The organism is Ruegeria sp. CDSB136 (assembly GCF_059610965.1).
Genome location: NZ_JBXWOP010000001.1, coordinates 171,048 through 193,531, shown reverse-complemented (window position 1 = coordinate 193,531; position 22,484 = coordinate 171,048). Strand labels below are relative to the sequence as shown.

Sequence of the window (22,484 nt, the reverse complement as noted above, 5' to 3'; positions counted from 1 at the left end):
TTATCCCCAAAGCGGCAAGCCCGACAAGGCCGCAATGGCAATCGCCAGATAGGCGCTTGCACGGTAGATCCTCTCGCGCTCGGGCCGGAAAAGCCACCCTCCCAGCCAGTTTCCAGCCAGGTTCGGAACGGCCAGCGCCAGACCCAGCCCGATCGACGCCAGGGTGACCCGGCCCATTCCAGTCAATATGCCAAGCAACAGGAAATCAAAGGCAAAGAGGAACAACAGAATTGTGGCCCGAACAACTTCAATCGGCAGCGGACGCGACATGTAGAACAGAATGACGGCGGGACCCGGCAACCCTGCGACACCACCAAGGAAACCAGCGGCTGCTCCGATCCCCGCAACCATGGCGCGGCGCACGCGCCCCCGATAGCGCAGCCCCGAGACAAGGACGGCGAGCATGAACAGTGAGATCAGGCTGACCACGTACCGGAACACCACGGGTTCCACCTGCGTCAGTAGCCACAACCCGATCGGCAACGTCACCGCACATCCAAGGACCAGCCGCAGAAGATCCGACCGATCGACGGCGACCCAGGCCCGGCGTAGATTCGGAACCGGACCGAAAATATCCATGACTGTCAGGGCAATCAGCGCACCGAACGGGCCCAGAATTGGCGCGGACAGAGGAAGAAAGATCAGAGCGGTGCCGAACCCGGAAAAACCGCGCACGACACCGCCCAGAAAAGCCGCGAACAAAACGATGGCCAGCCCCGCCGGGGACTGGCCCGAAAGCTCAGGCATCGATGTTTGCGAACTGGTTACCTGCGGTGTTTGACGGCTTGGACCAGTCGCGCTTGACCCCCAGCCACAGCAGGATGGTCGATGCCACGAAGACCGAGGAATAGGTGCCCACGATCACGCCCCAGATCATCGCAAAGACAAAGCCGCGGATCACGTCCCCGCCCAGTACATACAACGAAATCAGCGCCAGCAGAGTGGTGACCGAGGTCATCACCGTCCGGCTGAGTGTTTCGTTGATCGAAAGATTCAGAACCTCTTTGAGGTCCTTCTTCTTGTACTTGCGCAGGTTCTCGCGCACCCGGTCGAACACAACCACTGTGTCGTTCAGAGAGTAGCCGACAATGGTCAGCAGCGCCGCGATGATGGCCAGATCGAAGCGGATCTGCAGCTCTGAAAAGATACCGATGGTCAGGATCACGTCATGTACCAGCGCGGCCACTGCACCCAGGGCAAACTGCCATTCGAACCGCAGCCAGATGTAGACAAGCACCGCAGCGATGGCCAAAGCCACAGCGATAACCGCAGTCTGGATCAGCTCGCCGGACACTTTTGGACCAACGGATTCGACCGAGACGAACTGAATATCCGGCACCGCAACTTGCAACGCCCCTTCCACTGCTGTCACGGTTGCAGCGGAAACGGCTTCGGCATCGGCTTGCGCCTGAATGCGGATCATTGCGACGTTTTCGTCTTCGCCGAAAGTCGGATCGAAAATCTCGGTGATGGTCACGTCACCCAGTTCGAGCGGCGCGATGGCATCGCGATAGGTGCCCACATCAATTTCCTGCGCGCTTTGCGTCCGAATCGTGGTGCCGCCGCGAAAGTCGATACCAAAGTTCAGACCCTGGATCAGGAACGAGGCGAAGCCCACGATCATCAGCAAAGCCGAAATGCCCAGCCAGACTTTCCAGCGGCTGAAGAAGTCGAACGAGGTTTCCTTGGGAACAAGTCTAAGTCGCATATCAAACCTCGATCGTTTTGGGACGGCGGCGTTCGAACCAGATGACGATCATCAGGCGCGTCACGAAGATCGCGGTGAAGACCGAGGTCAGAATGCCCAGACCCAGAGTGATGGCAAAGCCGCGCACCGGACCGCTGCCCATGGCGAACAGGATCGTCGCAGTGATAAATGTAGTGACGTTGGCGTCCAGAATGGCCGACAGCGCCTTTTCGTAGCCCAGTTCAATGGCACGTGAGGGCCCTCTGGCGGATTTCAGTTCCTCGCGTATGCGCTCAAAAATCAGCACGTTGGCGTCGACTGCCATGCCAACCGTCAGCACGATGCCCGCAATACCCGGCAGGGTCAGCGTTGCACCGATCACCGAAAGAAGGCCGAACAGCAGTCCAACGTTTATGATCAGCGCGATATTGGCGAACACTCCGAACAGGCCATAGCTGAGCGCCATGAAGACCAGCACTGCGGCAAAGGCCACCGTGGTGGCCACCTTCCCCGCATCGATGCTGTCCTGCCCCAGTTCGGGACCGATGGTACGTTCTTCAAGGAACTCAAGCCCCGCAGGCAGGGCACCGGCGCGCAGCAGCACAGCCAGGTTGGTGCTTTCTTCTACTGTGAAATTGCCGGTGATTATACCGGACCCGCCCGGAATGTGGGATTGGATCACGGGGGCCGAAATCACCTCATCATCCAGCACAATCGCGAACGGTGCGCCGATGTTATCGAGGGTATAATCGCCGAACTTGCGCGCGCCCGAAGTGTTGAACCGGAAGTTGACTGCGGGGCGGCCGTTCTGGTCGAAGGACGGTTGCGCATCCACCAGTTCTTCACCGGTCACGACCGGAGCGGATTCGATGGTGTAGAAAACTTCGCTTTCGTCCAGCGAGGGCACGACTTTTTCACCGATACCCGGTACGGCATCCGGGTCGGTCCCACGGCCCACAACCGGATTAAAGGTCAGTTGCGCGGTCGTTCCGATGATCTCTTTCAACTCACCTGCGCTGCCGACGCCCGGGACCTGAATCAGAATACGGTCCGTACCCTGACGCTGAATGGTGGGTTCGCGTGTTCCGACCTCATCGATACGGCGACGGATGATTTCCAGCGCCTGACGCACGGTCCGGTCATCCGATGCCAGTTTCTCGGCTTCGGACAATTGCACTACGATCATGTCACCGTCGGCGCGCGCTTCGATGTCGGTCGCCCCAACACCGGTCAGCGTCTGCACCTGACGCGCAAGACCACGCACAACTTCCAGCCCGCGCGACATGCCCTCGGGCTGGCTGATCCTTACGCGAATCTCATCCGGTGCAGATGGCTGCTTGCGGATGGTCCCAACCGTCCCGCGTTCATCACGCAGGGCGTCGCGAATTTCCGGCCACATCGCCTCCATTCGGGCTTCGTAGACATCGCTGGTCTGGACTTCGGCCAAGAGATGCGCGCCACCGCGCAAATCGAGGCCCAGGTTGACCAGAGAAGACGGCAGCCAGTTGGGCCACTGGGCGGCCTCGGCCTGCATTTCCGGAGTATCAATGCCAAGTTCAATGGCGGTTTTGGCGTCGTTCGATTGTTCGACACGCGTATAGAACGCATTCGGCAGGGCCATGAGCAGGCCGATCACACAGACCGACCAGATCAGAACCCGCTTCCAGGTATCAATGTGCAGCATTACCCTGCCTTTTCAAGGGATTGTCGCGCGAAGTTATTTCGCAGGCTCGGTCTTGTTCAGAACCTGTGCAATGGTCGATTTGACCACACGCACCTTGACGCCTTCAGCGATCTCGACCTCGATCTCGTTCTCGCCTTCCTTGACCTTGGACACTTTGCCGATCATCCCGCCCTGGGTGACGACCTGATCGCCCCGGCGCACGGCGTCGACCATCGCCTGATGTTCCTTCATCTTCTTCTGCTGCGGACGGATCAGCAGGAAATACATGATCGCGAAAATCAGGATCAGCGGGAGAAACTGGGCGATTGCGCCACCTTCCATGGGACATTCCTTTTACTTTGGATCGCGGACAAGCTCCGCAAATTTGGCGGGAACCTATGCTTTGAGGTGTCCGTTTGCAAGCAAAGGCGGCGGTGTAACCCGTCCTGATTGTGTCACCGTGTCGAAAGATGTTTCCAAGCGTTGCAGATATACCCTAGGAACGACGGTCAGGCGGGGTATAGTCAGGCCGTGAGGGTCACAATGAATCAGCTATATAAATACCTGCAAGCATTAAAAGTTTTGCTGATCGCAGCCCTGCTGGCTTTTGCCATGTGCACTGCCGGACACACACAGGAAGCACCCCCCGAAATTCTGGCCCCAGAGACCGATGAAACGGATGTTTTCAAGGCCCCGGTGGTCGTCGATGGCGAAACACTGTTCTTCCTGCGCGGCTCCAGCGCATTGCCGGCATCGGAACGGGCCGAGCAGGTCCAGAAGATTATTGTCGAAGTCGCCGAATCTTCGGAAGACCCCGATGTCGACATTACTTTCGAAAAAACCGATCTCGGTACACGCATTTTCGCTGATGGCGTCAGAGTTTCGATCGTTACCGTCGCCGATGCGGAACTGGACCAGATGGAACTGGACGTTCTCAGCCTTCTGCATGGCGACGCGATAGAAGAGGCGATTGTCGACTACCGTGCGAACCGGACGGACCAGGCGCGCGTGTCAGGCGCGATCGAGGCATTAGCCTGGACTGTCGGCTTTGCATTGTTTGTCATCATTATCATGTGGCTTCACCGGCGCATCCGGCGACGCACCCTGAAGCTGGTCAAGCGCTATCTCAAGGACGTCGAAACAGCGACCGCCAAAAGCGTTCAAGCCGAAGCGATTGCAGCCCTGATCCGATACGGCCTGAATTTCATCCTGCTGGTCATCTTCTTTCTGGGCTTTTACTACTACCTGTCCTTTGTCCTTCTGGCTTTTGCCGAAACCCGGTATTTCGCGCAACTGCTGCTGACTTATCTGACGGAACCTGTCCTGCTGATCTTCAAGGGCATCCTCAGCTATATCCCGAACCTGATCATGCTGGGCCTGATCGCCTGGATCACCGTCTACGTAATCCGCGGCATGAGGGTGTTCTTTGATGCGGTCGAGGCCGGGTCCTTCGAAATGGGCGATTTCGAAAAGCACTGGGTGAATCCGACATTCAATATTGCCCGTGTCATCGTGATCCTGATCGCGCTGGTCTTTGCCGTGCCCTACATTCCGGGCTCGGATTCGGCCGCGTTTCAGGGGCTGACCATTCTGGTCGGCGCCATGCTGTCGCTGGGTGCGAACTCGGTCGTGTCGAACATGCTTGCTGGCCTGTTTGTGATTTATCGCCGTTCAACTTCGATCGGGGATCGCATTCAGATTGGTGACCATATCGGTGACGTGGTGCAGATCAAGTTGATGGAGACGCATCTGAAGTCCATCAAGAACGAGCTGATCTCGATCCCGAACGCGCAGCTGATGAACTCGGATGTGGTGAACTTTTCCAAGCAAACAGATGGCAGCGGCCTGTTGTTGCACACCACTGTCGGCATCGGTTATGAAGAGCCGCCCGAAAAGGTCGAGGCGATGCTGATCGAGGCGGCCAACCGTACCAAAGGGATCAAGTCCAAGCCCGCCCCCTTTGTGCTGTGGACCGCGCTGGCCGATTACGCGATCAACTACCAGATCAACGGTTACACCACACGCGGCAGCATCATCCCGAAAATCCGCTCGGATCTGCATCGCAATATCGTGGCCGTTTTCAACGAAAACAGTGTTCAGATCATGACACCGTCTTACATGGCCGATCCACCCGAACCTAAGATCCCTGCCGAGGCTTGGGACGGCCATCTGGCGCATGAAGTCACCGAAGAGGAAGAGAAATAGTCCGGGCGTCTTGTCCCGGCTACACCCTCCCCGCGAGATAGTGCATAAGCGGTTCCAGTGATTCACGTATTCAAGGATCTGAACAATGCACGACATCCGCGCCATTCGCGAAAACCCAGCCGCCTTCGACGCCGCCCTTGCGCGCCGTGGGGACGCGCCGGTGTCGTCTGACCTGCTCAGGCTGGATGAAAGCCGCCGCGCCAAGATACTTGCCGCTGAGACCGCTCAGGCCGAGCAGAACAAGGCCAGCAAAGAAGTCGGCGCCGCCAAGGCGCGCGGCGACGAAACCGAGTTTGAGCGTCTGCGCGCACTGGTGGCCGAGAAAAAGGCCGAGATTGCCCGGATGCAGACCGAAGCCAAAGATCTGGACGCCCTGCTGACCGACCAGTTGGCGCGCATTGCCAACGTCCCTGCCGACGACGTGCCGCAAGGCGCGGATGAAAACGAAAATGTCGAGGTCAATCGCTGGGGTGCTCCGCGTAATTTCGCATTCGAACCCAAGGAGCACTACGAAATCCCTGCCGTTGCCGCGGCGATGGACTTTGAAACCGCCGCCAAGACCAGCGGCAGCCGGTTCGTGAACCTGTCGAAAGGCGTCGCCCGCATTCATCGCGCACTGGCGCAGTTAATGCTGGACACGCATATTGACAAGAATGGCCTGACGGAAATGCAGACGCCGGTTCTGGTGCGGGACGAGGCAATGTATGGCACCGACAAGCTACCCAAATTCGGCGAGGACAGCTATCAGACCACCAATGGCTGGTGGCTTATTCCAACATCCGAGGTCACGCTGACCTATTCCGTCGCCGGTGACATTCTAGAAGAAAGCGCCCTGCCCATCCGCATGACCGCGCACACCGCCTGTTTCCGGTCCGAAGCCGGAAGCGCGGGCAAGGACACGGCAGGCATGCTGCGCCAGCACCAGTTCGAAAAAGTCGAGATGGTCTCGATCACCCATCCCGACAACTCGGATGACGAGCAAAAGCGTATGCTGCGCTGCGCCGAGGATTTGCTGGAGCAATTGGGTATCCCCTATCGCACCGTGGTTCTGTGCACGGGTGACATGGGCTTCGGCGCGCGCCGGACCTACGACATCGAGGCATGGCTGCCGGGGCAGGATGCATACCGCGAGATCAGTTCGGTTTCGACAACAGGGGCATTTCAAGCCCGCCGCATGAACGCGCGTTTCCGCCCCGAAAGCGGCGGCAAGCCGGAATATGTTCACACCCTGAACGGTTCGGGTCTTGCGGTTGGGCGCTGCCTGATTGCCGTCCTGGAAAACGGCCAGAATGAAGACGGAACCGTTACCCTTCCGGACGTCCTGGCCCCCTACCTGGGCGGCAAGCTGACTTTGCAGACGGACGGCACGCTGGCCTGAAACAAAGAACCGGCAACCGTCTGAAACGGTGCCGGTTTTCGAAACAAGCCGAGGCGGAGAGGGACTACTTCTTCGCCTTTTTTTTGTCCTTCTTCTTTTTTCCCTCTTTTTTGCCGGACTTCTTGGCGGCGTCTTTGCCTGACTTCTTGGCAACGTCTTTCTTCGCCTTGTCCTTTTTGGACTTGGCCTTCTGTTTGGCCTTTTTGGACTTGGCCTTCACTTTATCTTTCGCCTCGGAAAAGGCCGCCTCCATCTCGCGCCGCTTCTTGGCGGCTTTTTCGGCTTTGGCCTTGGCTTTGGCCTTTTTCTGGGCTTTGGCTGCTGCCTGTTCCTTCGCAGCTTTTTCTTCGGCCGCCTTGCGCGCCTCTTCTTTTGCCCGCTTTTCAGCGGCAGCCGCAGCTACGGTTTTGCGGGCCGCAGGTTTTCGGGCCGGTGCGCGCCGGGACGTCGGCTTGGTCCCAGTTGGCTTAGCAACAGCTTCCTTGGCGGCTGCGATCAGTGTTTGCGCACGTGATGCACCAATGCGCGGGATTTTGACCAGATCAGCGGCGTTTGCCTTGGCGATGGCTTCCGCAGTTTTGAATCCATTGTCGCTCAACGATTTTGCAAGCGCTTGGCCCACACCTTTTATGTTGGTCACTGCGGTCATTACTGGTCCTTTCCAATTCGTCGCTCGAATACATATAAACGTCGGATGTACATCCCCCCAACCCCCTGATAGCTTGGCTCACCGCATGATGTTAGCCGCTATGAGCCAGATTGCCTGTCGAGGCCTTCCTGGGGAACGGAACAAGGTGTTTAGCATCCTCATCCCAAAGCTTCAGGTTCAGTGCTGCCACCGCCTCGCGAAACTTGATCCGCCGCGGGGTGAATTCAGGCGGCAGGTTATAGTGGCAGGCGCGCAGTCGATAGGACGGGATGCGCGCGTTGAAATGGTGGATATCATGCAGCGTGATGCAGGCGACCGCATTGTCGAACCACCAGCCGAAGTCCAGCGCTGAAGAACCCTGCAAAGCGGCAACCTGTGGGTCCAGATCCGGGCGGCGATCCCAGTATGTGTCTTCAAAGTTATGCTGAAGATACACAAGAAACACCCCCAGCATTCCGCCCAACAACGAAAAAACCAACCAGACCAGAATCCCCGTTGTCCCGGCCACATAATAAAGCAAACCCAGAAACACGATGATCGACAGATTGTGCAACAGCACCCCACCTGCCCCAAATCGCACGGTGTTCTTGGGCCAGCGATAGCGAATGAAGTAGGTGAACAGCGCACCAACCGGCACGAGGATGAACGGATTGCGATAAAGCCTGTAGAACAGACGGGATTTCCAGTCTGCGCGCTGCCATTCGCGCAGCGTCATGGTGTGAATTTCACCGGTCTCACGATGTTCCAGATTGCCGATACCGGCGTGGTGCAGATTGTGGTTCTGCTTCATCACCTCGAAAGGTGCAAAGGTGAAGGGTGACAAGCCATGCCCCGCCCATTCGTTCTGTTGACGCGTCTCAAACAGGGAATGATGGCCGCAATCGTGCTGCAACACGTAAAGGCGCACTGCCGAAAATGCGAAAACAATGCCGGCCGGGACCATGACATACCACCGGTCCACGAAGATGATCGCCAAAGCCAGCGATGTGAAATACACCGCAAAAGTCCCAAAATAGCTCAGGCTGGCAAGCCGATTGTCCTGAACCGCATATCGGCGGGTATATTCCCTGAGATCCATAACCGCCCCACTTTCCTCTGTTGGCCGGTGTGAACGTTCATCGTCAGATTATACACGAATAGTCTCAAAGCAAGACCGGCGCGGGTAATTGTTATGCTCCAACAATGGCATAGATAGCATTTTCTTTCAGACATTGTCCAAGTGATCGGGGAAATCCGCTCAAGTCTTTGCCAAGCTGTTCCGTCACCGGCGCCGAGATTGACCCTACGGCACCTTTGCCTCGCATTCTCAAGATCAAAACTGACGGCGCCAGTACGTACAAATATCGCGATATTCTTATCTTTTTTGACTCATGTTCGCGATTGACCGGAATTGGGGCCGCGCCCTTCGCAATTTTCGTGAACCGGCCGAAGCGTACCGAGGCTTTGGAACCGGGCACATATCAAGAATCCATGATCCGGTCCGGCTGCGTCAGCCGGACCAGACCCAAAGATCAGCCGCGCCCCTTCAGGTGCTTTGCCAGGGCCCCGGCGTTTTTCTTGCGCCGCCCCTTGTATGGGTTCTTGTCCCCTTGCCCACGCAGGGTCAGCCGGATTGGTGTGCCGGGCATGTCGAAATCCTCACGCAACCCGTTCACCAGATACCGCGAATAACTGTCCGGCATCTTGTCCGGGTGCGAGCACATGACCACGAACCCAGGCGGGCGGGTCTTGGCCTGGGTCATATAGCGCAGCTTGATCCGACGTCCCTGCGGTGCCGGCGGCGGGTGCTGTTCCAGCATGGCTGCCAGCCAGCGGTTCAGGGCTGCGGTCGGCACACGGCGATTCCAGACGTCATGAGCGCGCAGGATGGCGGCACGAAGACGCTCAAGCCCCCTGCCCGTTTTCGCTGAAACGGTGATCAGCGGGGCACCGCGCAACTGGGGCAACAGCCGCTCAAAGGACTCTTTCAGATCGCGCAGTTTTTCCTGCTTGTCCTCTTCGATGTCCCATTTATTGACCGCGACGACCACGGCACGGCCTTCGCGTTCGGCCAGATCGGCGATGCGCAGGTCTTGTTGTTCAAACGGTATGGCCGCGTCCAGCAGAACCACCACGACCTCGGCAAACTTGACCGCGCGCAGCCCGTCCGAGACGGACAGCTTTTCCAGCTTCTCCTGCACCTTGGCCTTCTTGCGCATTCCGGCGGTGTCAAAAATCCGCATCGGCGTGCTGTTGCCATCGGGATCGGCCCAGTCGATCCGCAAGCTGATGGCATCGCGGGTAATCCCGGCTTCGGGACCCGTTAGCAGACGATCTTCACCCATAATCTTGTTGATCAGGGTGGATTTTCCGGCGTTTGGACGACCGACAACAGCGACCTGAAGCGGTTTCGCATCGGTGATCAGGCGCGCTTCGCCTTCGCCCTCTTCGTCCAGTTCCACATCTGTCACAGGCGTCTCATCGGCCTGTTGTTCTGCCATCGCGTCCGCCAGAGGCATGAGGTGGGCGTAAAGGTCGGTCATTCCTTCGCCATGCTCGCCCGACAGGCGTACGGGCTCTCCCAAACCCAGATTATAAGCCTCAAGCACGCCGGCATCCGCCGCATTTCCTTCGGCCTTGTTGGCCGCAAGGATGACATGTTTGGATCGTTTGCGCAGGATTTCCGCGAACATCTCGTCCGTGGGGGTCAGCCCCACACGCGCATCGATCATGAACAGGCAGACATCGGCCATATCCACCGCGCGCTCGGTCAAGCGGCGCATCCGCCCCTGCAGACTGTCATCCGTTGCATCCTCAAGACCCGCCGTATCGATCACGGTGAATCGCAGATCGCCAAGCCGCCCTTCGCCTTCGCGCAGGTCACGTGTCACGCCGGGTTGATCGTCGACCAGGGCCAAGCGCTTGCCCACAAGGCGGTTGAACAGTGTGGATTTGCCCACATTCGGGCGCCCCACGATAGCGAGGGTCAGCGACATGATACTCAACTTTCAAGACTCAAGGTGCGCCCTTTAGCGCATCTTGCCGTCAACGGAAAGCGTGCAGTGCACCTTTGGTGGACACGATATACAAAGTGCGCCCCGCAACAACGGGCGACGCTGTCGCCCCGCCGGGGACTTCGATCCGGTGAACCAGGGTTCCGTCAACCGGGCTGTAAAAGCGCACGTACCCGTCATTTGAGGCCACAACGATGCGCCCGCCAGCAAGGATCGGACCATAATGCGCAAAGATCGCCCCGCGCCGTCCGGGCTTGTCCTTGACAAATCCGGGCAGGTCCTGCGCCCAGATCACCGATCCGTCTGTTGCGTTCAGTCGCACCAACTGGCTGCGGTCGCTGATCAGGAAGACGCTGTTTCCGACCGGCCAGACCGTATCAACCGCACCTTCGTTGGCGGTCCATTTACGTTCTCCGGACCCGCCTTCCAGTGCCACGGTCCGGCCCGAGTGGTTGCCAATGTAGATCGTGTCCCCGGTTACCATTGGCCCCCCGGTGACATCAACGATCCGGGCCGCCGCGCGACCACGACGTCCGCCCGCGACCGAAGCGTTCCAACGGCGGATGCCGCCCCTGCGGAACGTCGCGGCAATATCACCGGATCCGAAAGCAAAGACCGCGAGGTCCGAGGTCAGCGCAGGCGACGGTGCCCCAAGCACGTTCCCAACGCTGGGTGTTCCTTCGACCTGCCAGGCAATACGGCCATCCTTGGTATTCACAGCCCAGCCGGTCTCATCCCCGGCGACGACGTAAAGCAACCCGTCTTTGACCAGCGGCGCACCGCTGCCGGTTGCGTTCAGCCGCTTCTGCCAGCGTTGCGCGCCGGTCTTGGCATCCAGCGCCGTGAGACGACCAAACCCGGATGAGACGTACAAAACCCCGTCGGCATAGGCCATTCCGCCGCCTGTCGCGTCGGAATCACCGTCGCTTGGGGGGATAAGGTTGGTGCTCCAGGCGACCTGCCCCTGAGGCGTAACGGCCGACACTGTGGCTCCGGAATCGAGGGTATAAATCAGCCCGCCTGCAACAACCGGTTCCGCTGTAATCCTTTTCTTGCGGGAATCGCCTTCGCCAATCGAAGTGGACCAGATACGTTGCGGCGCTGAGCTGAGCGCAGCGTTTGTGGTTCGAAAAGCGGCTGTGCCCGGGCTCTGCGCCCAATTGGCGTTCGATGTCTGCCCCGGAAGGCTGATCGGTTTGGACCCACGGGTTTCAACGGTTTCGGTATCGGACGCGGGACGGATGTCTTCGCGCTCACCGGGCAGAATGACTTCGGGTTCCTGACAGGCCGCAAGCGTCGTCAGGGCAATCGCCGCCAATGGCAGTCCAATGCGGGGGAATAGTCTCGTTACCATGATGTTCCGAACTCGCCTGTCGTCATTCTTGTTTCGCTGTCTCAATCAGCCTTGCTGGGCGACCAGTTGTTCCGGTTCGCCCCCCAGCGCCACGATCAGCTGGGTCGCACGCTGCTGCAGATCGACACCAACTTCGGCATCCTGCCGCAGCGCTTGCAGACGATCAATCGCAGCGGCGGTGTTGCCCTCGGCGACATCAATCAGCGCAAGCTGTTCTTCTGCCAACAGGCGCAGCGGCGCACCGGGCGTGGCCAGTGCCTCGAATTGCAGGCGACGCTCGTCCGCCGAAAGGGTCTCGCTTTGCAACAACAACGCCTTGAAGCTCGCGATGGCGCGATAGATTTCGGGCAGATCAGCTTGCGTCGCAACCGCGTTCAGGCTGGTCACGGCATCCTGCGCCGAACCGGCCTCGTTCTGCGATGCGGACAGCAGCATTTTCAGAACTGCGTCCCCACCCGGAGATTGCGTTTGTATCCCGCTTAGACCGGCGGCACGTTCGGCGAAATCATCTTGCGACAGCGCCGCAAGAATTTCATCGCCCAGCGCCTGAGCCTGACTTGTGATGCTGGCTTTACGATATTCGTTGAAAGCGGCCCCGCCTACAATAAGTACAACCGCCGCAATACCCACCCAGCCCCAGCGGCGCAAAAGCAGATACAGCCGGTCGCGGCGCACCTCTTCTGTCACCTCATCAATGAAACTGTCGACGTCGCTCATCCCTGCCCCCAGGCTTAGTGTCCTGTCATATTAGCGCCATGTCATACCCCGGCACCACGTCCAAGCCAAGGGTCCGATTTCGCACATTTTCACCGGCTTAGTGCGCCCTTGCGAAAAAAACTAAACCGAACTATTCAGTTCAGTATGGAAATGGCCTATGCCGGACCCCATTTTGAGGCATAAGCGCCAGTGAAAATCTGGCAATGAATCCTAGGAGAATTTCTGCATGCGATTGATTTCATTAGCAAACGCGCTTTTGGTAATTGTTGCATTATACTTTTTGGTGTTCGAAAGGGACGCCCTGTTCGCCTTTGCTGGAAAAGATGACGTAACGGAAGCACAAGCCGCTGAAGGTGGTGAGGGCGCGGAAGCTGCCCAAAATCCGGATGCAATCAAGGTCGTCGCCTTGCGGTCATCGGCGCGCGAGATCGACAGCGCAGTGTTGTTGCGTGGCCAGACCAAGGCGAACCGTCAGGTCGAAGTGCTGGCCGAAACGATATCGACCGTAGTGTCGGAACCCAAGCGCAAGGGCACTTTTGTCGAGGCCGGAGATCTTTTGTGCGAACTCGACCCCGGCACCCGCCCGGCCAGCCTGGCCGAAGCGATGGCGGGCAAGCTTGAGGCCGAAAGCCGTATCCCCGAAGCCGAGGCCCGGCTTGCCGAAGCACATGCGCGCGTGGCCGAGGCCGAGATCAACCTGAAAGCGGCGCGTAAGCTGTCTGAAACGGGTTTTGGGTCGGAAACACGTCGGATCTCCAGCGAGGCCGCCATGAGCACCGCTGAAGCAGGTGTGAAATCGGCCGAAGCGGGTCTGGAGGCCACTCGCGCCGGTATCGAAGCTGCCGCGGCCGAGGTGAAAGCGGCCCAGCGCGAGATTGACCGCCTCACCATCGAAGCGCCGTTCCGTGGCCTGCTGGAAAGCGACACGGCGGAATTGGGCAGCCTGATGCAGCCAGGATCGCTTTGTGCAACCGTCATTCAGCTGGATCCGATCAAGCTGGTGGGTTTTGTTCCCGAGACCGAAGTGAACCGGATCATTGTGGGGTCCGAGGCTTCGGCCAAACTGGTGACCGGTCTTGAGGTTACGGGCCGTGTGACGTTCCTCAGCCGTTCCGCCGATGAAACCACCCGGACCTTCGAGGTTGAGATCACCGTTCCGAACTCGGAACTGGCCATCCGCGACGGCCAGACCGCTGACATTCGCATCGCAGCCGAAGGCGCCAAGGCGCACCTGCTGCCGCAATCCGCATTGACGCTGAACAATGAAGGCCAATTGGGGGTTCGCACAATTGCAGCGGGCAATGTAGTCGACTTCATGCCTGTTCATCTGCTGCGTGACACCTCAAGCGGTGTCTGGATCGACGGATTGCCTGAAACGGTGGATATCATTGTCGTCGGGCAGGAATTCGTGACCCAAGGCGTCAGTGTCGCGCCGACCTACCGGGAATTGTCGCAATGACGGGTATTGTCAGTTGGGCCGCCGACAGGGCCCGAATGGTCCTGGCCTTCATCGCGATCTCGTTGATAGTTGGCGGGTTTGCTTATGTCAGCCTGCCAAAAGAAGGCGAGCCGGATATCGAAATCCCGGCCCTGTTCGTCTCGGTTTCGTTTCCCGGCATTTCGGCCGAAGATTCCGAAAACCTGCTGATCAAGCCCATGGAAACCGAACTGGCGGATCTGGACGGTCTGAAGGAAATGACCGCCACCGCCGCAGAAGGCTATGCCGGGATTGCACTTGAATTCGACTTCGGCTGGGACAAGACCGCGATCACTGCCGATGTCCGCGACGCGATGAACAGCGCGCAGGCAGATTTCCCTGAAGGTGCCGAGCAGTATTCGCTGAACGAGATCAACTTCTCCGAATTTCCAATCGTCATCGTCAACCTGACCGGCGCGGTTCCCGAACGCACAATGGCCCGTGTTGCCAAAGACCTGCAGGACGATCTTGAAGCACTGGATTCCGTTCTGGAAGCCGGGATTGCCGGCAATCGGGACGAACTGCTTGAAGTGGTGATCGACCCATTGCGGCTTGAGGCATACAACGTCACCGCCGCTGAACTGATCAACGTTGTGCAGAACAACAACCAGCTGATCGCTGCTGGTGAAGTCGAGACGGCGCAAGGCACCTTCTCGGTCAAAATCCCTTCGTCCTTCAAGACGGCGCAGGATGTTTACGGGCTGCCGGTCAAGGTCAATGGCGACCGCGTTGTCACGTTGGGCGAACTGGCGCAGATCAATTACACCTTTGAAGACCGTGAAGGCACTGCCCGGTTCGATGGCGAGTCCACCGTTGCCTTGCAGGTGGTCAAGCGCAAAGGCTTTAACGTCATCGACACAGTTAACGAGGTCAAAGAAGTCGTTGCCCAGGCTCAGAAGGTCTGGCCTCCGGAACTGGCGGCAGCAGTCGATGTCGGCACGTCGAATGACCAGAGCCGTATCGTCGGCTCGATGGTAAGCCAGCTTGAAGGTTCCGTCCTGACGGCCGTTGCGCTGGTGATGATCGTTGTGCTGGCGTCGCTGGGCACTCGTGCGGCGCTGCTGGTGGGTTTTGCGATTCCGACCTCGTTCCTGCTGTGCTTCGCCTTCCTGGCCATGATGGGCGTCAGCATTTCGAACATGGTGATGTTCGGCCTGATCCTTGCGGTCGGGATGCTGGTCGACGGGGCCATCGTGGTGGTCGAATACGCCGACAAGCGCATCAAGGAAGGCGTCGGCCCGATGCACGCCTATGTCGAGGCGGCACAGCGGATGTTCTGGCCCATCGTATCATCGACGGCGACCACGCTTTGTGCGTTTCTGCCCATGCTGTTCTGGCCCGGCGTTCCGGGCGAGTTCATGAAGATGCTGCCGATCACGTTGATCTTCGTTCTGTCATCCTCTCTGATTGTGGCGCTGATCTATCTGCCCGTGATGGGCGGTGTTTCGGGCCGGTTGAGCCGGACTTTTGACCGCACGTCGAACTGGCTGCGCGCGCGAACCCGCTGGTGGGTACGCGCCGTATTGGTGCCGCCATCGCTCTACCTGATTTTCCTGGGTGCGATGCAGGTGCTGAACCCGACCTATCTGCTTCCAATCGGCGGCACCGCAGGCAGTTTGTTCGGCGCGTTCCTGTTTCTGACGGGTGCCTTTGCAGGGTCGGTCACGCTGAGCGCGGCAAAGATCGAACGCCGCGAAGACGACCACGTGCACACGGCCAAAGAACACACGGTCTTTGGCTATATGGTAAAATTCCTCGTTGGCAATCCGATCATGCCGATCGTCTCGATCGCGGTGATCGGCTTTGCCGTTGTATCTGTGATGACGGCCTTTTCGAACAACAACCGCGGCGTCGAGTTTTTTGTCGAGACTGAGCCCGAACAGGCCACCGCCTATGTCCGCGCCCGTGGCAACCTGTCTCTGGCGGAAAAAGACGCAATTGTTCTGGCCGCTGAACAGACCATCAGCGCGCACCCGGCTGTTATCAACGTCTTCGCCTTTGCCGGTGAAGGTGGGCTGAACCAGAACACCGGTGGCGCGCAGGCCCCCGGCGACACCGTTGGCCGTGTGCAGTTCGAAATCATCCCGTGGGAAGACCGCCCGAATGTGTCAGAGCCGATCCTCGGCGGGCTGTTTGACCGTCATTTCATCGATCCCAAATACGACGGCGATATGGTGCTTGAGGAACTGACCGCAAGTCTGGCCGAACTGCCCGGCATCATCGTCGAGCTTCAGCCGCTGGATCAGGGTCCGGCCTCGGCCAAACCGGTGCATCTGCGCATCAAGGGCAACAATTGGGAGGAGTTGACCTCAGCAACCCTGTCCGCGCGCGAGGCGTTCGACACCACCCCCGGTCTGGTCAGGATCGAAGACACCCTGCCCCTGCCCGGCATTGACTGGCAGATCGACGTAGACGTGGCCAAGGCGGGCCGCTTCGGGGCCGATGTGGCGACTGTGGGCGCTATGGTGCAACTGGTGACACGCGGTATCCTGCTGGGTGAGATGCGCCCGGACAATACCGATGAAGAGGTCGAGATTCGTGTGCGCTTGCCCGAAGAAGACCGCGTTCTTTCCACGCTGGATTCGCTGAAGGTCCGCACTTCGGATGGTCTGGTGCCACTATCGAATTTCGTAACCCGCAAGCCGGTTGAAAAACTGGCCGAGATCAACCGCATCAATCAGGAGCGGTATTACGACATCAAAGCGGACGTAGAACCGGGGCTGAGCAAGGTCGTTATCACCAACGCGGACGGCACAGAACAAAGGCTGGCCGTTGTCCGGGCGGTTGCGGAAGGCGCGGAGCCTAAGGGCGCGACCCTGACCAGCCCCGATGGTGAGGCGTATGAGATTGTCGAGCTGACCGGTAGCCAGAGCGCCGAGGATATCCGGTCTGCGATTAAGGATGGCGACGCGCAGTTCTCGCTGATCAACCCCAATGAACGGATTGCCGTCCTGACGGAGTGGTTGGACACTGGACCTTTCTCGAAAGCGGTCAGCTGGGAATGGACCGGCGACCAGGAGGAACAGGAAGAGTCCGGCGCCTTCCTTGTGAATGCATTCATGGGTGCGCTGGGATTGATGTTCGTGATCCTGCTGGCGCAGTTCAACTCGTTCTACAACTCGGTGCTGGTGCTGCTGGCGGTTGTTCTGTCCACAACCGGGGTGCTGATCGGAATGATGATCATGCAACAGCCGTTCTCGATCATCATGACTGGGACGGGCATCGTGGCGCTGGCCGGGATCGTGGTGAACAACAACATCGTTCTGATCGACACTTATCAGGAATACAGCCGCTACATGCCCCGGATCGAGGCCATCGTCCGCACCGCCGAGGCGCGCATTCGTCCGGTTCTGCTGACCACTTTGACCACGATGGCGGGTCTGACACCGATGATGTTCGGTCTGTCGCTGGACTTCATCAACGGCGGTTATTCCATCGACAGCCCCACCGCCCTGTGGTGGAAACAGCTTGCCACTGCGGTTGTCTTTGGCCTGGGTATCGCGACCGTACTGACACTGATCGTGACACCATCGCTGTTGGCGCTGCGAGTCTGGGTGGCGACCTACACAATCTGGCTGGGCAAGGCACTGGCCCGCGCCTCGGCAGGCCGCGCCAGCCGGCTGGCACAGGATATGGCCATTGGACGGGCGGCGCGAAAAGCGCAGGCGACCGAGGTTATCTGGGAGGACGATGAGGTCACAGACGCTCTGTCCGTGGCCAAACCGGACCAGGCGTCGGATCAACCACCCAATCCGCCTCTGAAAGCAGCAGAATAAAGATCATGGGCCGGCCAACACCGGCCCTTTTCAATTCTGCAATCGTGTCCAGGTCTGATGGCCACAAAGGTGATGTTCACATCCTTTGACCTTGAGCGTGTCGCCCTGCAACGTCATCTGAGGCACCGCCTCGACATCCAGTAGTGGCACCCAGAACTCTCCGCCGCCATATGTGCCCGAACCTTCGCTGGACACATCCCAGAACAGTTTCTTCCCGATATTGGGCGTCTGCACCTCTTTTCCGGATTTGTCATAGGCCGACAAAATCTGACCGCAAAACTTGCCGCCACACACCGTAATCTTGATGTGCGAGATCAAGTCCTTTCGATCCGGCTCGGTCTTCCAGACGCCTTCGATCGGATCAGCTGCGGCCAGTGTGGGAAGGTTGATTGCCACGGCAAGTATGCCCGCAATTGTGCCTTTTCGAACAAATCGACGCATCGGAAATCTCCTGTAAGAACAGGCTTATTTTATCACAAAATCATCCTGCCGGACACAACGCGCGTCAGGCAGCCTGCGTGTCCGATTGCTGCCGGTTCCATAGCTGCGCATAGCGCCCGGCTCGAGAGAGCAACTCGTCATGCGTGCCCTGTTCCAGGATCTCGCCCCGTTCCAGCACAACGATGCGATCCGCTTCGGCAATCGTGCTCAGGCGGTGAGCGATGGTCAGCACAGTCCGCCCCTCTCCCGCCCGCGCTAGGGCGTCCTTGATGTCCTGTTCGGTGTCGGTATCCAGCGCCGAGGTCGCCTCATCCAACAACAAAATCGGCGGATTCTTCAGCAAGGTGCGCGCTATACCAACGCGCTGCTTCTCACCGCCTGACAGTTTCAGCCCCCGCTCGCCAACCTTTGTGTCATAGCCGTCAGGCAGGCTGGCGATGAAGTCGTGTATCTGAGCAGCTTTCGCGGCCTCTTCCACGTCGGACTGGCTGGCCCCTTCGCGGCCATAAGCAATATTGTAGCGGATCGTGTCATTGAACAGCACGGTGTCTTGCGGCACGACACCGATGGCCGCGTGCAGACTGGTCTGACTGACATCGCGGACATCCTGTCCGTCGATTTTCAGCGCGCCACCGGTGACATCGTAGAACCGGAACAAAAGCCGCCCGATGGTCGACTTGCCGGACCCAGTCGCCCCGACGATTGCAACGGTTTGCCCTGCCGGTACGGTCAGGGATACCCCTTTGAGGATTTCCCGGTCGGCCTCATACCCGAACCGCACATCTTCCAACGTCACCTCGCCGCCATTCACCTTCAAATTGGGTGCACAAGGCTTGTCGGTTACCTCGGCGGGCTGTTCGAGCAGATCGAACATCTGCCCCATATCCACAAGAGACTGGCGGATTTCGCGATAGACCGTGCCCAGGAAATTCAGCGGCACGGTGATCTGGATCATGTAGGCGTTCACCATCACGAAATCGCCCACCGTCAGGCCTCCGTTCTGCACGCCGATGGCCGCAAGAACCATGACACCGATCAGCCCGCAGGTGATCAGGAAGGACTGTCCAAAATTCAGAAAGGCCAGCGAATAAGCGGTCTTGAGCGCGGCCTTTGCATAAGCCTTCATCGAAACGTCATACCGTTCGGATTCGCGCATCTCCGCATTGAAATACTTGACGGTTTCGAAGTTCAGCAGGCTGTCGATAGCGCGCTGATTGGCTTCGGTGTCCTGATCATTCATCTCGCGGCGCAGCTTGACCCGCCATTCCGTCACCGCGAACGTGAACCAAATGTAAAGTGTGATGGTGACGGCGACGACAACCAGGTACCACACGTCGAACAGCCACATCAGGATGATCGCAACCAGCAGCAGTTCCAGGATCAGCGGCCCAATCGAAAACAACAGGAACCGCAGCAGGAACTCTACCCCTTTGACGCCCCGCTCGATAATCCGGCTCAGACCGCCTGTTCGGCGTGTCACGTGATAGCGCATGGACAATTGGTGGATGTGCTGGAAGGTTTCCAGCGCAAGCGCACGCAAAGCACGCTGTCCAACTGGCGCAAAAGCCGCATCGCGCAATTGCTGGAAGCCAACGGTCATCATCCGCGCGACGCCATAGGCCACTGTCAGCCCGACAGCACCAAGCGCTATGGGCGGCACACCTTCGCCCGCCAACGCATCGACCGCGCCCTTGTACAGAATCGGCGTATATACCGCGATCAGCTTGGCCACGACCAGCATCGTCAGCGCCAGAACAACGCGGCGCTTAACCCATGGCTCATCATCGGGCCACAGGTAAGGCGAAACCTTTCGGATCGTGCGCCAGCCAGAGCGCCGTTCGTCAGGTTCTGACCCGTTATCAGATTGCATTGGGGCTGTCCGTCGCTTCAAGTGTCTGTCCTGAGATCAGAAATAGGCCCCCGCCCCCAAAAGGGCCAGAGCCGGGTGGTCATTCGGGAATGGTAAAGATCTGACCCGGATAAATCAGGTCCGGATCACGGATCGAGTCGCGGTTGGCCTCGAAAAGTTTGACGTAGAGAATACCGTCACCAAAACGTTCCCGCGAAATCGCCCAGAGTGTGTCGCCTTTCTGAACCGTGACCGACCGGATTGCGGCGGTTTGGCTCTCGGCATCCGCTTCATCCAACTGATCAGCCGCCTGCAGCGTCTCGATTGGCTCTCGCTTGAATGGGGTTTCCAGTCGACTGACGACGGTTCCGTCCGGGGCTACCTCATCCACCCGCAATGTATAGATACCTGGGTCGATACCCTCGATCTCGCCCCGCCATTTTCCGTCTTCCGCGGACGGAAGATCGCCGACAAGGCGGTTGTCCAGATAAAGACGCACAGCCGATCCGCCCTGCGCACGCCCTGTCAGCTCGACTTCGCCGGTTTCCGAATAGCCGATTGTATCCAAAGCAATCTGATCCGGCTGCTGAGTTTGCGTCGCCGGAGGCTGCACCAGTTCGACACCTTCTTCACCAGACCGCAATACGGCGACCTGCTGATCCTGAGAAGCCTCGGCTGCCGGTTCAGATACGGTGGGTTCAGTTTTTGCCTGTTCAGTTTCTGCGGTGTCGGTTTCGGCGGTGTCGGTTTCGGCGGTTTCAGTATCTGCCGTTTCGGATTCGGGCTGGGGCTGATCCTCAGAAGACGCCTCTGCCGTCTGCTCCTCTTGCGAAGTCACAGGCTGTTGGTCTGTTCCCGTGTCTTCCGCTGCTGCGGTCTCGGTCGGTTCGGGTTTCGTGACTTCCACTTCGGATGCACCGGGCTCAACCGTTTGCGCTCCGGCTTCCTCAGACGGTTCGGCCGAAGCCACCTCGGTCTGTTGCGGCTCGGGCGCGGGCAGCGCCGCTATCAGGTAATCATCCGAACGCGACGCCGCGGCTCCGTCAGATGTCTCCAGCACCAAGCCCCTTGCGATATCGGAAAACGGGATTACGACAAACTCGGCAAATTGCCCGCTGGCATCGACCTTGAAGCTGTGCACAGGCTCACCATCCAGTAACACGCGGACTTCGGAACCCGGTTCGGCGGTGCCGGACAACAGGGCGTTCCCGTCCGTTTCTATGAAAACCTGATCCAGAGCAGGCGCGATGACCGGCGTGGGCGCAGGTTCAACTGCCTCCCCGGTCTCGGCCTTTTCCTCGCCCGCCGGTTCCGGTTGGCCCTCGCCTTGCCCGGCCTGATCTACAGAGTGCTCAGGCTCCGCATTTTCCTCAGGCTTCACAGACTTTTCAGCGGCTTCTTCTGGTTCGGTGGTGACATCTTCCTGTGGCGCTTCGGCAGCGAGTTCGGTCTGCTGAGGCACCGGAGCGTCCTGTTCATCGCCAAAAATGCCGGACAGATACAAACCTCCCGCTCCGATCAGAGCTGCAATTCCAGCGATCAATCCCCAGAGGAAGTTTCCAGAGCTTCCGCTTCCCGACTTGGCGTCCATTCTTTTCCTTTCACTCCGCAGCGCAAATGCTTTGACTTTCACACATTCTGCCTGACGGTTGAGGCAACCTATCAATCCCGCTATCAGGGGTCAAAACCTCAGACACAAGCCCGGAGAACCCATCTGATGTCTCAGAAATCAGTCTGTGTGTATTGCGGGTCACGCAATGGCACAAATCCCGCCTATGCCGCAGCCGCCGAAGCGTTCGGCACATTGCTGGCAAATGAAGGCTGGCGTCTGGTTTATGGTGCCGGAGATGTCGGGCTGATGGGCGAGGTCGCGCGCGCGGCGCAGTCCGCCGGAGGGGAAACTTTCGGTGTCATCCCGGTGCATCTGGTCCGGCGCGAAGTCGGCAAGACCGACCTGACCCATTTCGTGATCACCGAGACCATGCACGAGCGCAAGAAGGTCATGATCATGAATGCCGACGCCGTTGTCGTTCTGCCGGGTGGCCCCGGGTCGCTGGACGAGCTGTTCGAAGCCCTGACATGGCGGCAGCTTGGCCTGCACGACAAACCCATCCTGATCCTGAATGTTGATGGATACTGGGACAAGCTGCGCGAACTGGTCGCGCAAGTCATCGATCAGGAATTTGCCGATCCATCGCTAGGCGAGTTTCTGACCTGGGTGGACTCCCCAACAGGGGCCATTGAGGCCCTGCGTTCGCTTCTGACGTAACTCAGGATGTTCGGAACCCCGGGGAC

At 58.8% G+C, this 22,484-nt stretch carries 17 protein-coding genes; 5 read left to right on the top strand and 12 right to left on the bottom strand.

What is annotated here, in order from left to right; genetic code table 11:
* Genes AC2FIR_RS00980 through yajC form a run of 4 tightly spaced genes read right to left on the bottom strand, consistent with a single transcriptional unit; the run spans position 1 to position 3,692 of the window.
* Positions 1 to 747 (bottom strand): TSUP family transporter, encoded by a 747-nt coding sequence (locus AC2FIR_RS00980; RefSeq protein ID WP_480911135.1) that lies wholly within the window; start codon positions 745 to 747, stop codon positions 1 to 3.
* Positions 740 to 1,708, bottom strand: a complete 969-nt coding sequence (gene secF / locus AC2FIR_RS00975; RefSeq protein ID WP_496743701.1) for a protein translocase subunit SecF — start codon at positions 1,706 to 1,708, stop codon at positions 740 to 742. The genes AC2FIR_RS00980 and secF overlap by 8 nt, the downstream gene beginning before the upstream one ends.
* Position 1,709: 1 nt before the next feature.
* Entirely contained in the window at positions 1,710 to 3,371 is a 1,662-nt protein-coding gene (gene secD / locus AC2FIR_RS00970; protein WP_496761816.1) for a protein translocase subunit SecD, read from the bottom strand.
* 33 nt (positions 3,372 to 3,404) lie between these two features.
* The gene (gene yajC, locus AC2FIR_RS00965; protein ID WP_170610183.1) at positions 3,405 to 3,692 is read right to left on the bottom strand and encodes a preprotein translocase subunit YajC; all 288 of its coding nucleotides are present in this window, start codon (positions 3,690 to 3,692) and stop codon (positions 3,405 to 3,407) included.
* A gap of 201 nt (positions 3,693 to 3,893) precedes the next feature.
* Between yajC and AC2FIR_RS00960 the strand changes: the two genes are divergently transcribed.
* Both AC2FIR_RS00960 and serS read left to right on the top strand, forming a co-directional pair.
* Positions 3,894 to 5,555 (top strand): mechanosensitive ion channel family protein, encoded by a 1,662-nt coding sequence (locus AC2FIR_RS00960; protein WP_496743698.1) that lies wholly within the window; start codon positions 3,894 to 3,896, stop codon positions 5,553 to 5,555.
* Between the two features lie 85 nt (positions 5,556 to 5,640).
* Positions 5,641 to 6,933, top strand: a complete 1,293-nt coding sequence (gene serS / locus AC2FIR_RS00955) for a serine--tRNA ligase (RefSeq protein ID WP_496743696.1) — start codon at positions 5,641 to 5,643, stop codon at positions 6,931 to 6,933.
* Positions 6,934 to 6,997: 64 nt separating this feature from the next.
* On the opposite strand, the gene AC2FIR_RS00950 is transcribed toward serS, so the two are convergent.
* The 5 genes from AC2FIR_RS00950 to AC2FIR_RS00930 form a co-directional block, all read right to left on the bottom strand.
* Positions 6,998 to 7,582: a helix-hairpin-helix domain-containing protein gene (locus AC2FIR_RS00950; RefSeq protein WP_170805453.1), complete on the bottom strand. Its 585-nt coding sequence runs from the start codon at positions 7,580 to 7,582 to the stop codon at positions 6,998 to 7,000.
* A 91-nt stretch (positions 7,583 to 7,673) separates the two neighbouring features.
* Positions 7,674 to 8,660, bottom strand: coding sequence for a fatty acid desaturase (locus tag AC2FIR_RS00945; protein WP_496761812.1), 987 nt, complete (start codon positions 8,658 to 8,660; stop codon positions 7,674 to 7,676).
* Positions 8,661 to 9,093: 433 nt separating this feature from the next.
* Complete coding sequence (gene der / locus AC2FIR_RS00940; RefSeq protein WP_480888663.1) at positions 9,094 to 10,557, bottom strand: ribosome biogenesis GTPase Der; 1,464 nt, start codon at positions 10,555 to 10,557, stop codon at positions 9,094 to 9,096.
* Positions 10,558 to 10,606: 49 nt separating this feature from the next.
* The gene (locus AC2FIR_RS00935) at positions 10,607 to 11,929 is read right to left on the bottom strand and encodes a PQQ-like beta-propeller repeat protein (protein WP_170610172.1); all 1,323 of its coding nucleotides are present in this window, start codon (positions 11,927 to 11,929) and stop codon (positions 10,607 to 10,609) included.
* Positions 11,930 to 11,974: 45 nt separating this feature from the next.
* Positions 11,975 to 12,646 (bottom strand): hypothetical protein, encoded by a 672-nt coding sequence (locus tag AC2FIR_RS00930; RefSeq protein WP_496743691.1) that lies wholly within the window; start codon positions 12,644 to 12,646, stop codon positions 11,975 to 11,977.
* A gap of 226 nt (positions 12,647 to 12,872) precedes the next feature.
* Here AC2FIR_RS00930 and AC2FIR_RS00925 point away from each other — a divergent pair, with 226 nt between their 5' ends.
* Both AC2FIR_RS00925 and AC2FIR_RS00920 read left to right on the top strand, forming a co-directional pair.
* On the top strand, positions 12,873 to 14,105 hold the full coding sequence (locus tag AC2FIR_RS00925; RefSeq protein WP_496743689.1) for an efflux RND transporter periplasmic adaptor subunit: 1,233 nt from the start codon (positions 12,873 to 12,875) through the stop codon (positions 14,103 to 14,105).
* Positions 14,102 to 17,899, top strand: a complete 3,798-nt coding sequence (locus AC2FIR_RS00920; RefSeq protein ID WP_496761809.1) for an efflux RND transporter permease subunit — start codon at positions 14,102 to 14,104, stop codon at positions 17,897 to 17,899. The genes AC2FIR_RS00925 and AC2FIR_RS00920 overlap by 4 nt, the downstream gene beginning before the upstream one ends.
* Positions 17,900 to 17,929: 30 nt before the next feature.
* Here the strand turns inward: AC2FIR_RS00920 and AC2FIR_RS00915 are convergent, their stop codons facing one another.
* The 3 genes from AC2FIR_RS00915 to AC2FIR_RS00905 form a co-directional block, all read right to left on the bottom strand.
* Positions 17,930 to 18,340 (bottom strand): DUF2147 domain-containing protein, encoded by a 411-nt coding sequence (locus AC2FIR_RS00915; RefSeq protein WP_496743685.1) that lies wholly within the window; start codon positions 18,338 to 18,340, stop codon positions 17,930 to 17,932.
* A gap of 64 nt (positions 18,341 to 18,404) precedes the next feature.
* Positions 18,405 to 20,210, bottom strand: a complete 1,806-nt coding sequence (locus tag AC2FIR_RS00910; protein ID WP_170610162.1) for an ABCB family ABC transporter ATP-binding protein/permease — start codon at positions 20,208 to 20,210, stop codon at positions 18,405 to 18,407.
* A 79-nt stretch (positions 20,211 to 20,289) separates the two neighbouring features.
* A complete protein-coding gene (locus AC2FIR_RS00905; RefSeq protein WP_496743683.1) occupies positions 20,290 to 21,780 on the bottom strand; it encodes a LysM peptidoglycan-binding domain-containing protein in 1,491 nt (496 codons plus the stop codon).
* A 126-nt stretch (positions 21,781 to 21,906) separates the two neighbouring features.
* On the opposite strand from AC2FIR_RS00905, the gene AC2FIR_RS00900 reads away from it, so the two are divergent.
* Positions 21,907 to 22,458 (top strand): LOG family protein, encoded by a 552-nt coding sequence (locus tag AC2FIR_RS00900; RefSeq protein WP_496743681.1) that lies wholly within the window; start codon positions 21,907 to 21,909, stop codon positions 22,456 to 22,458.
* Positions 22,459 to 22,484: the final 26 nt, after the last annotated feature.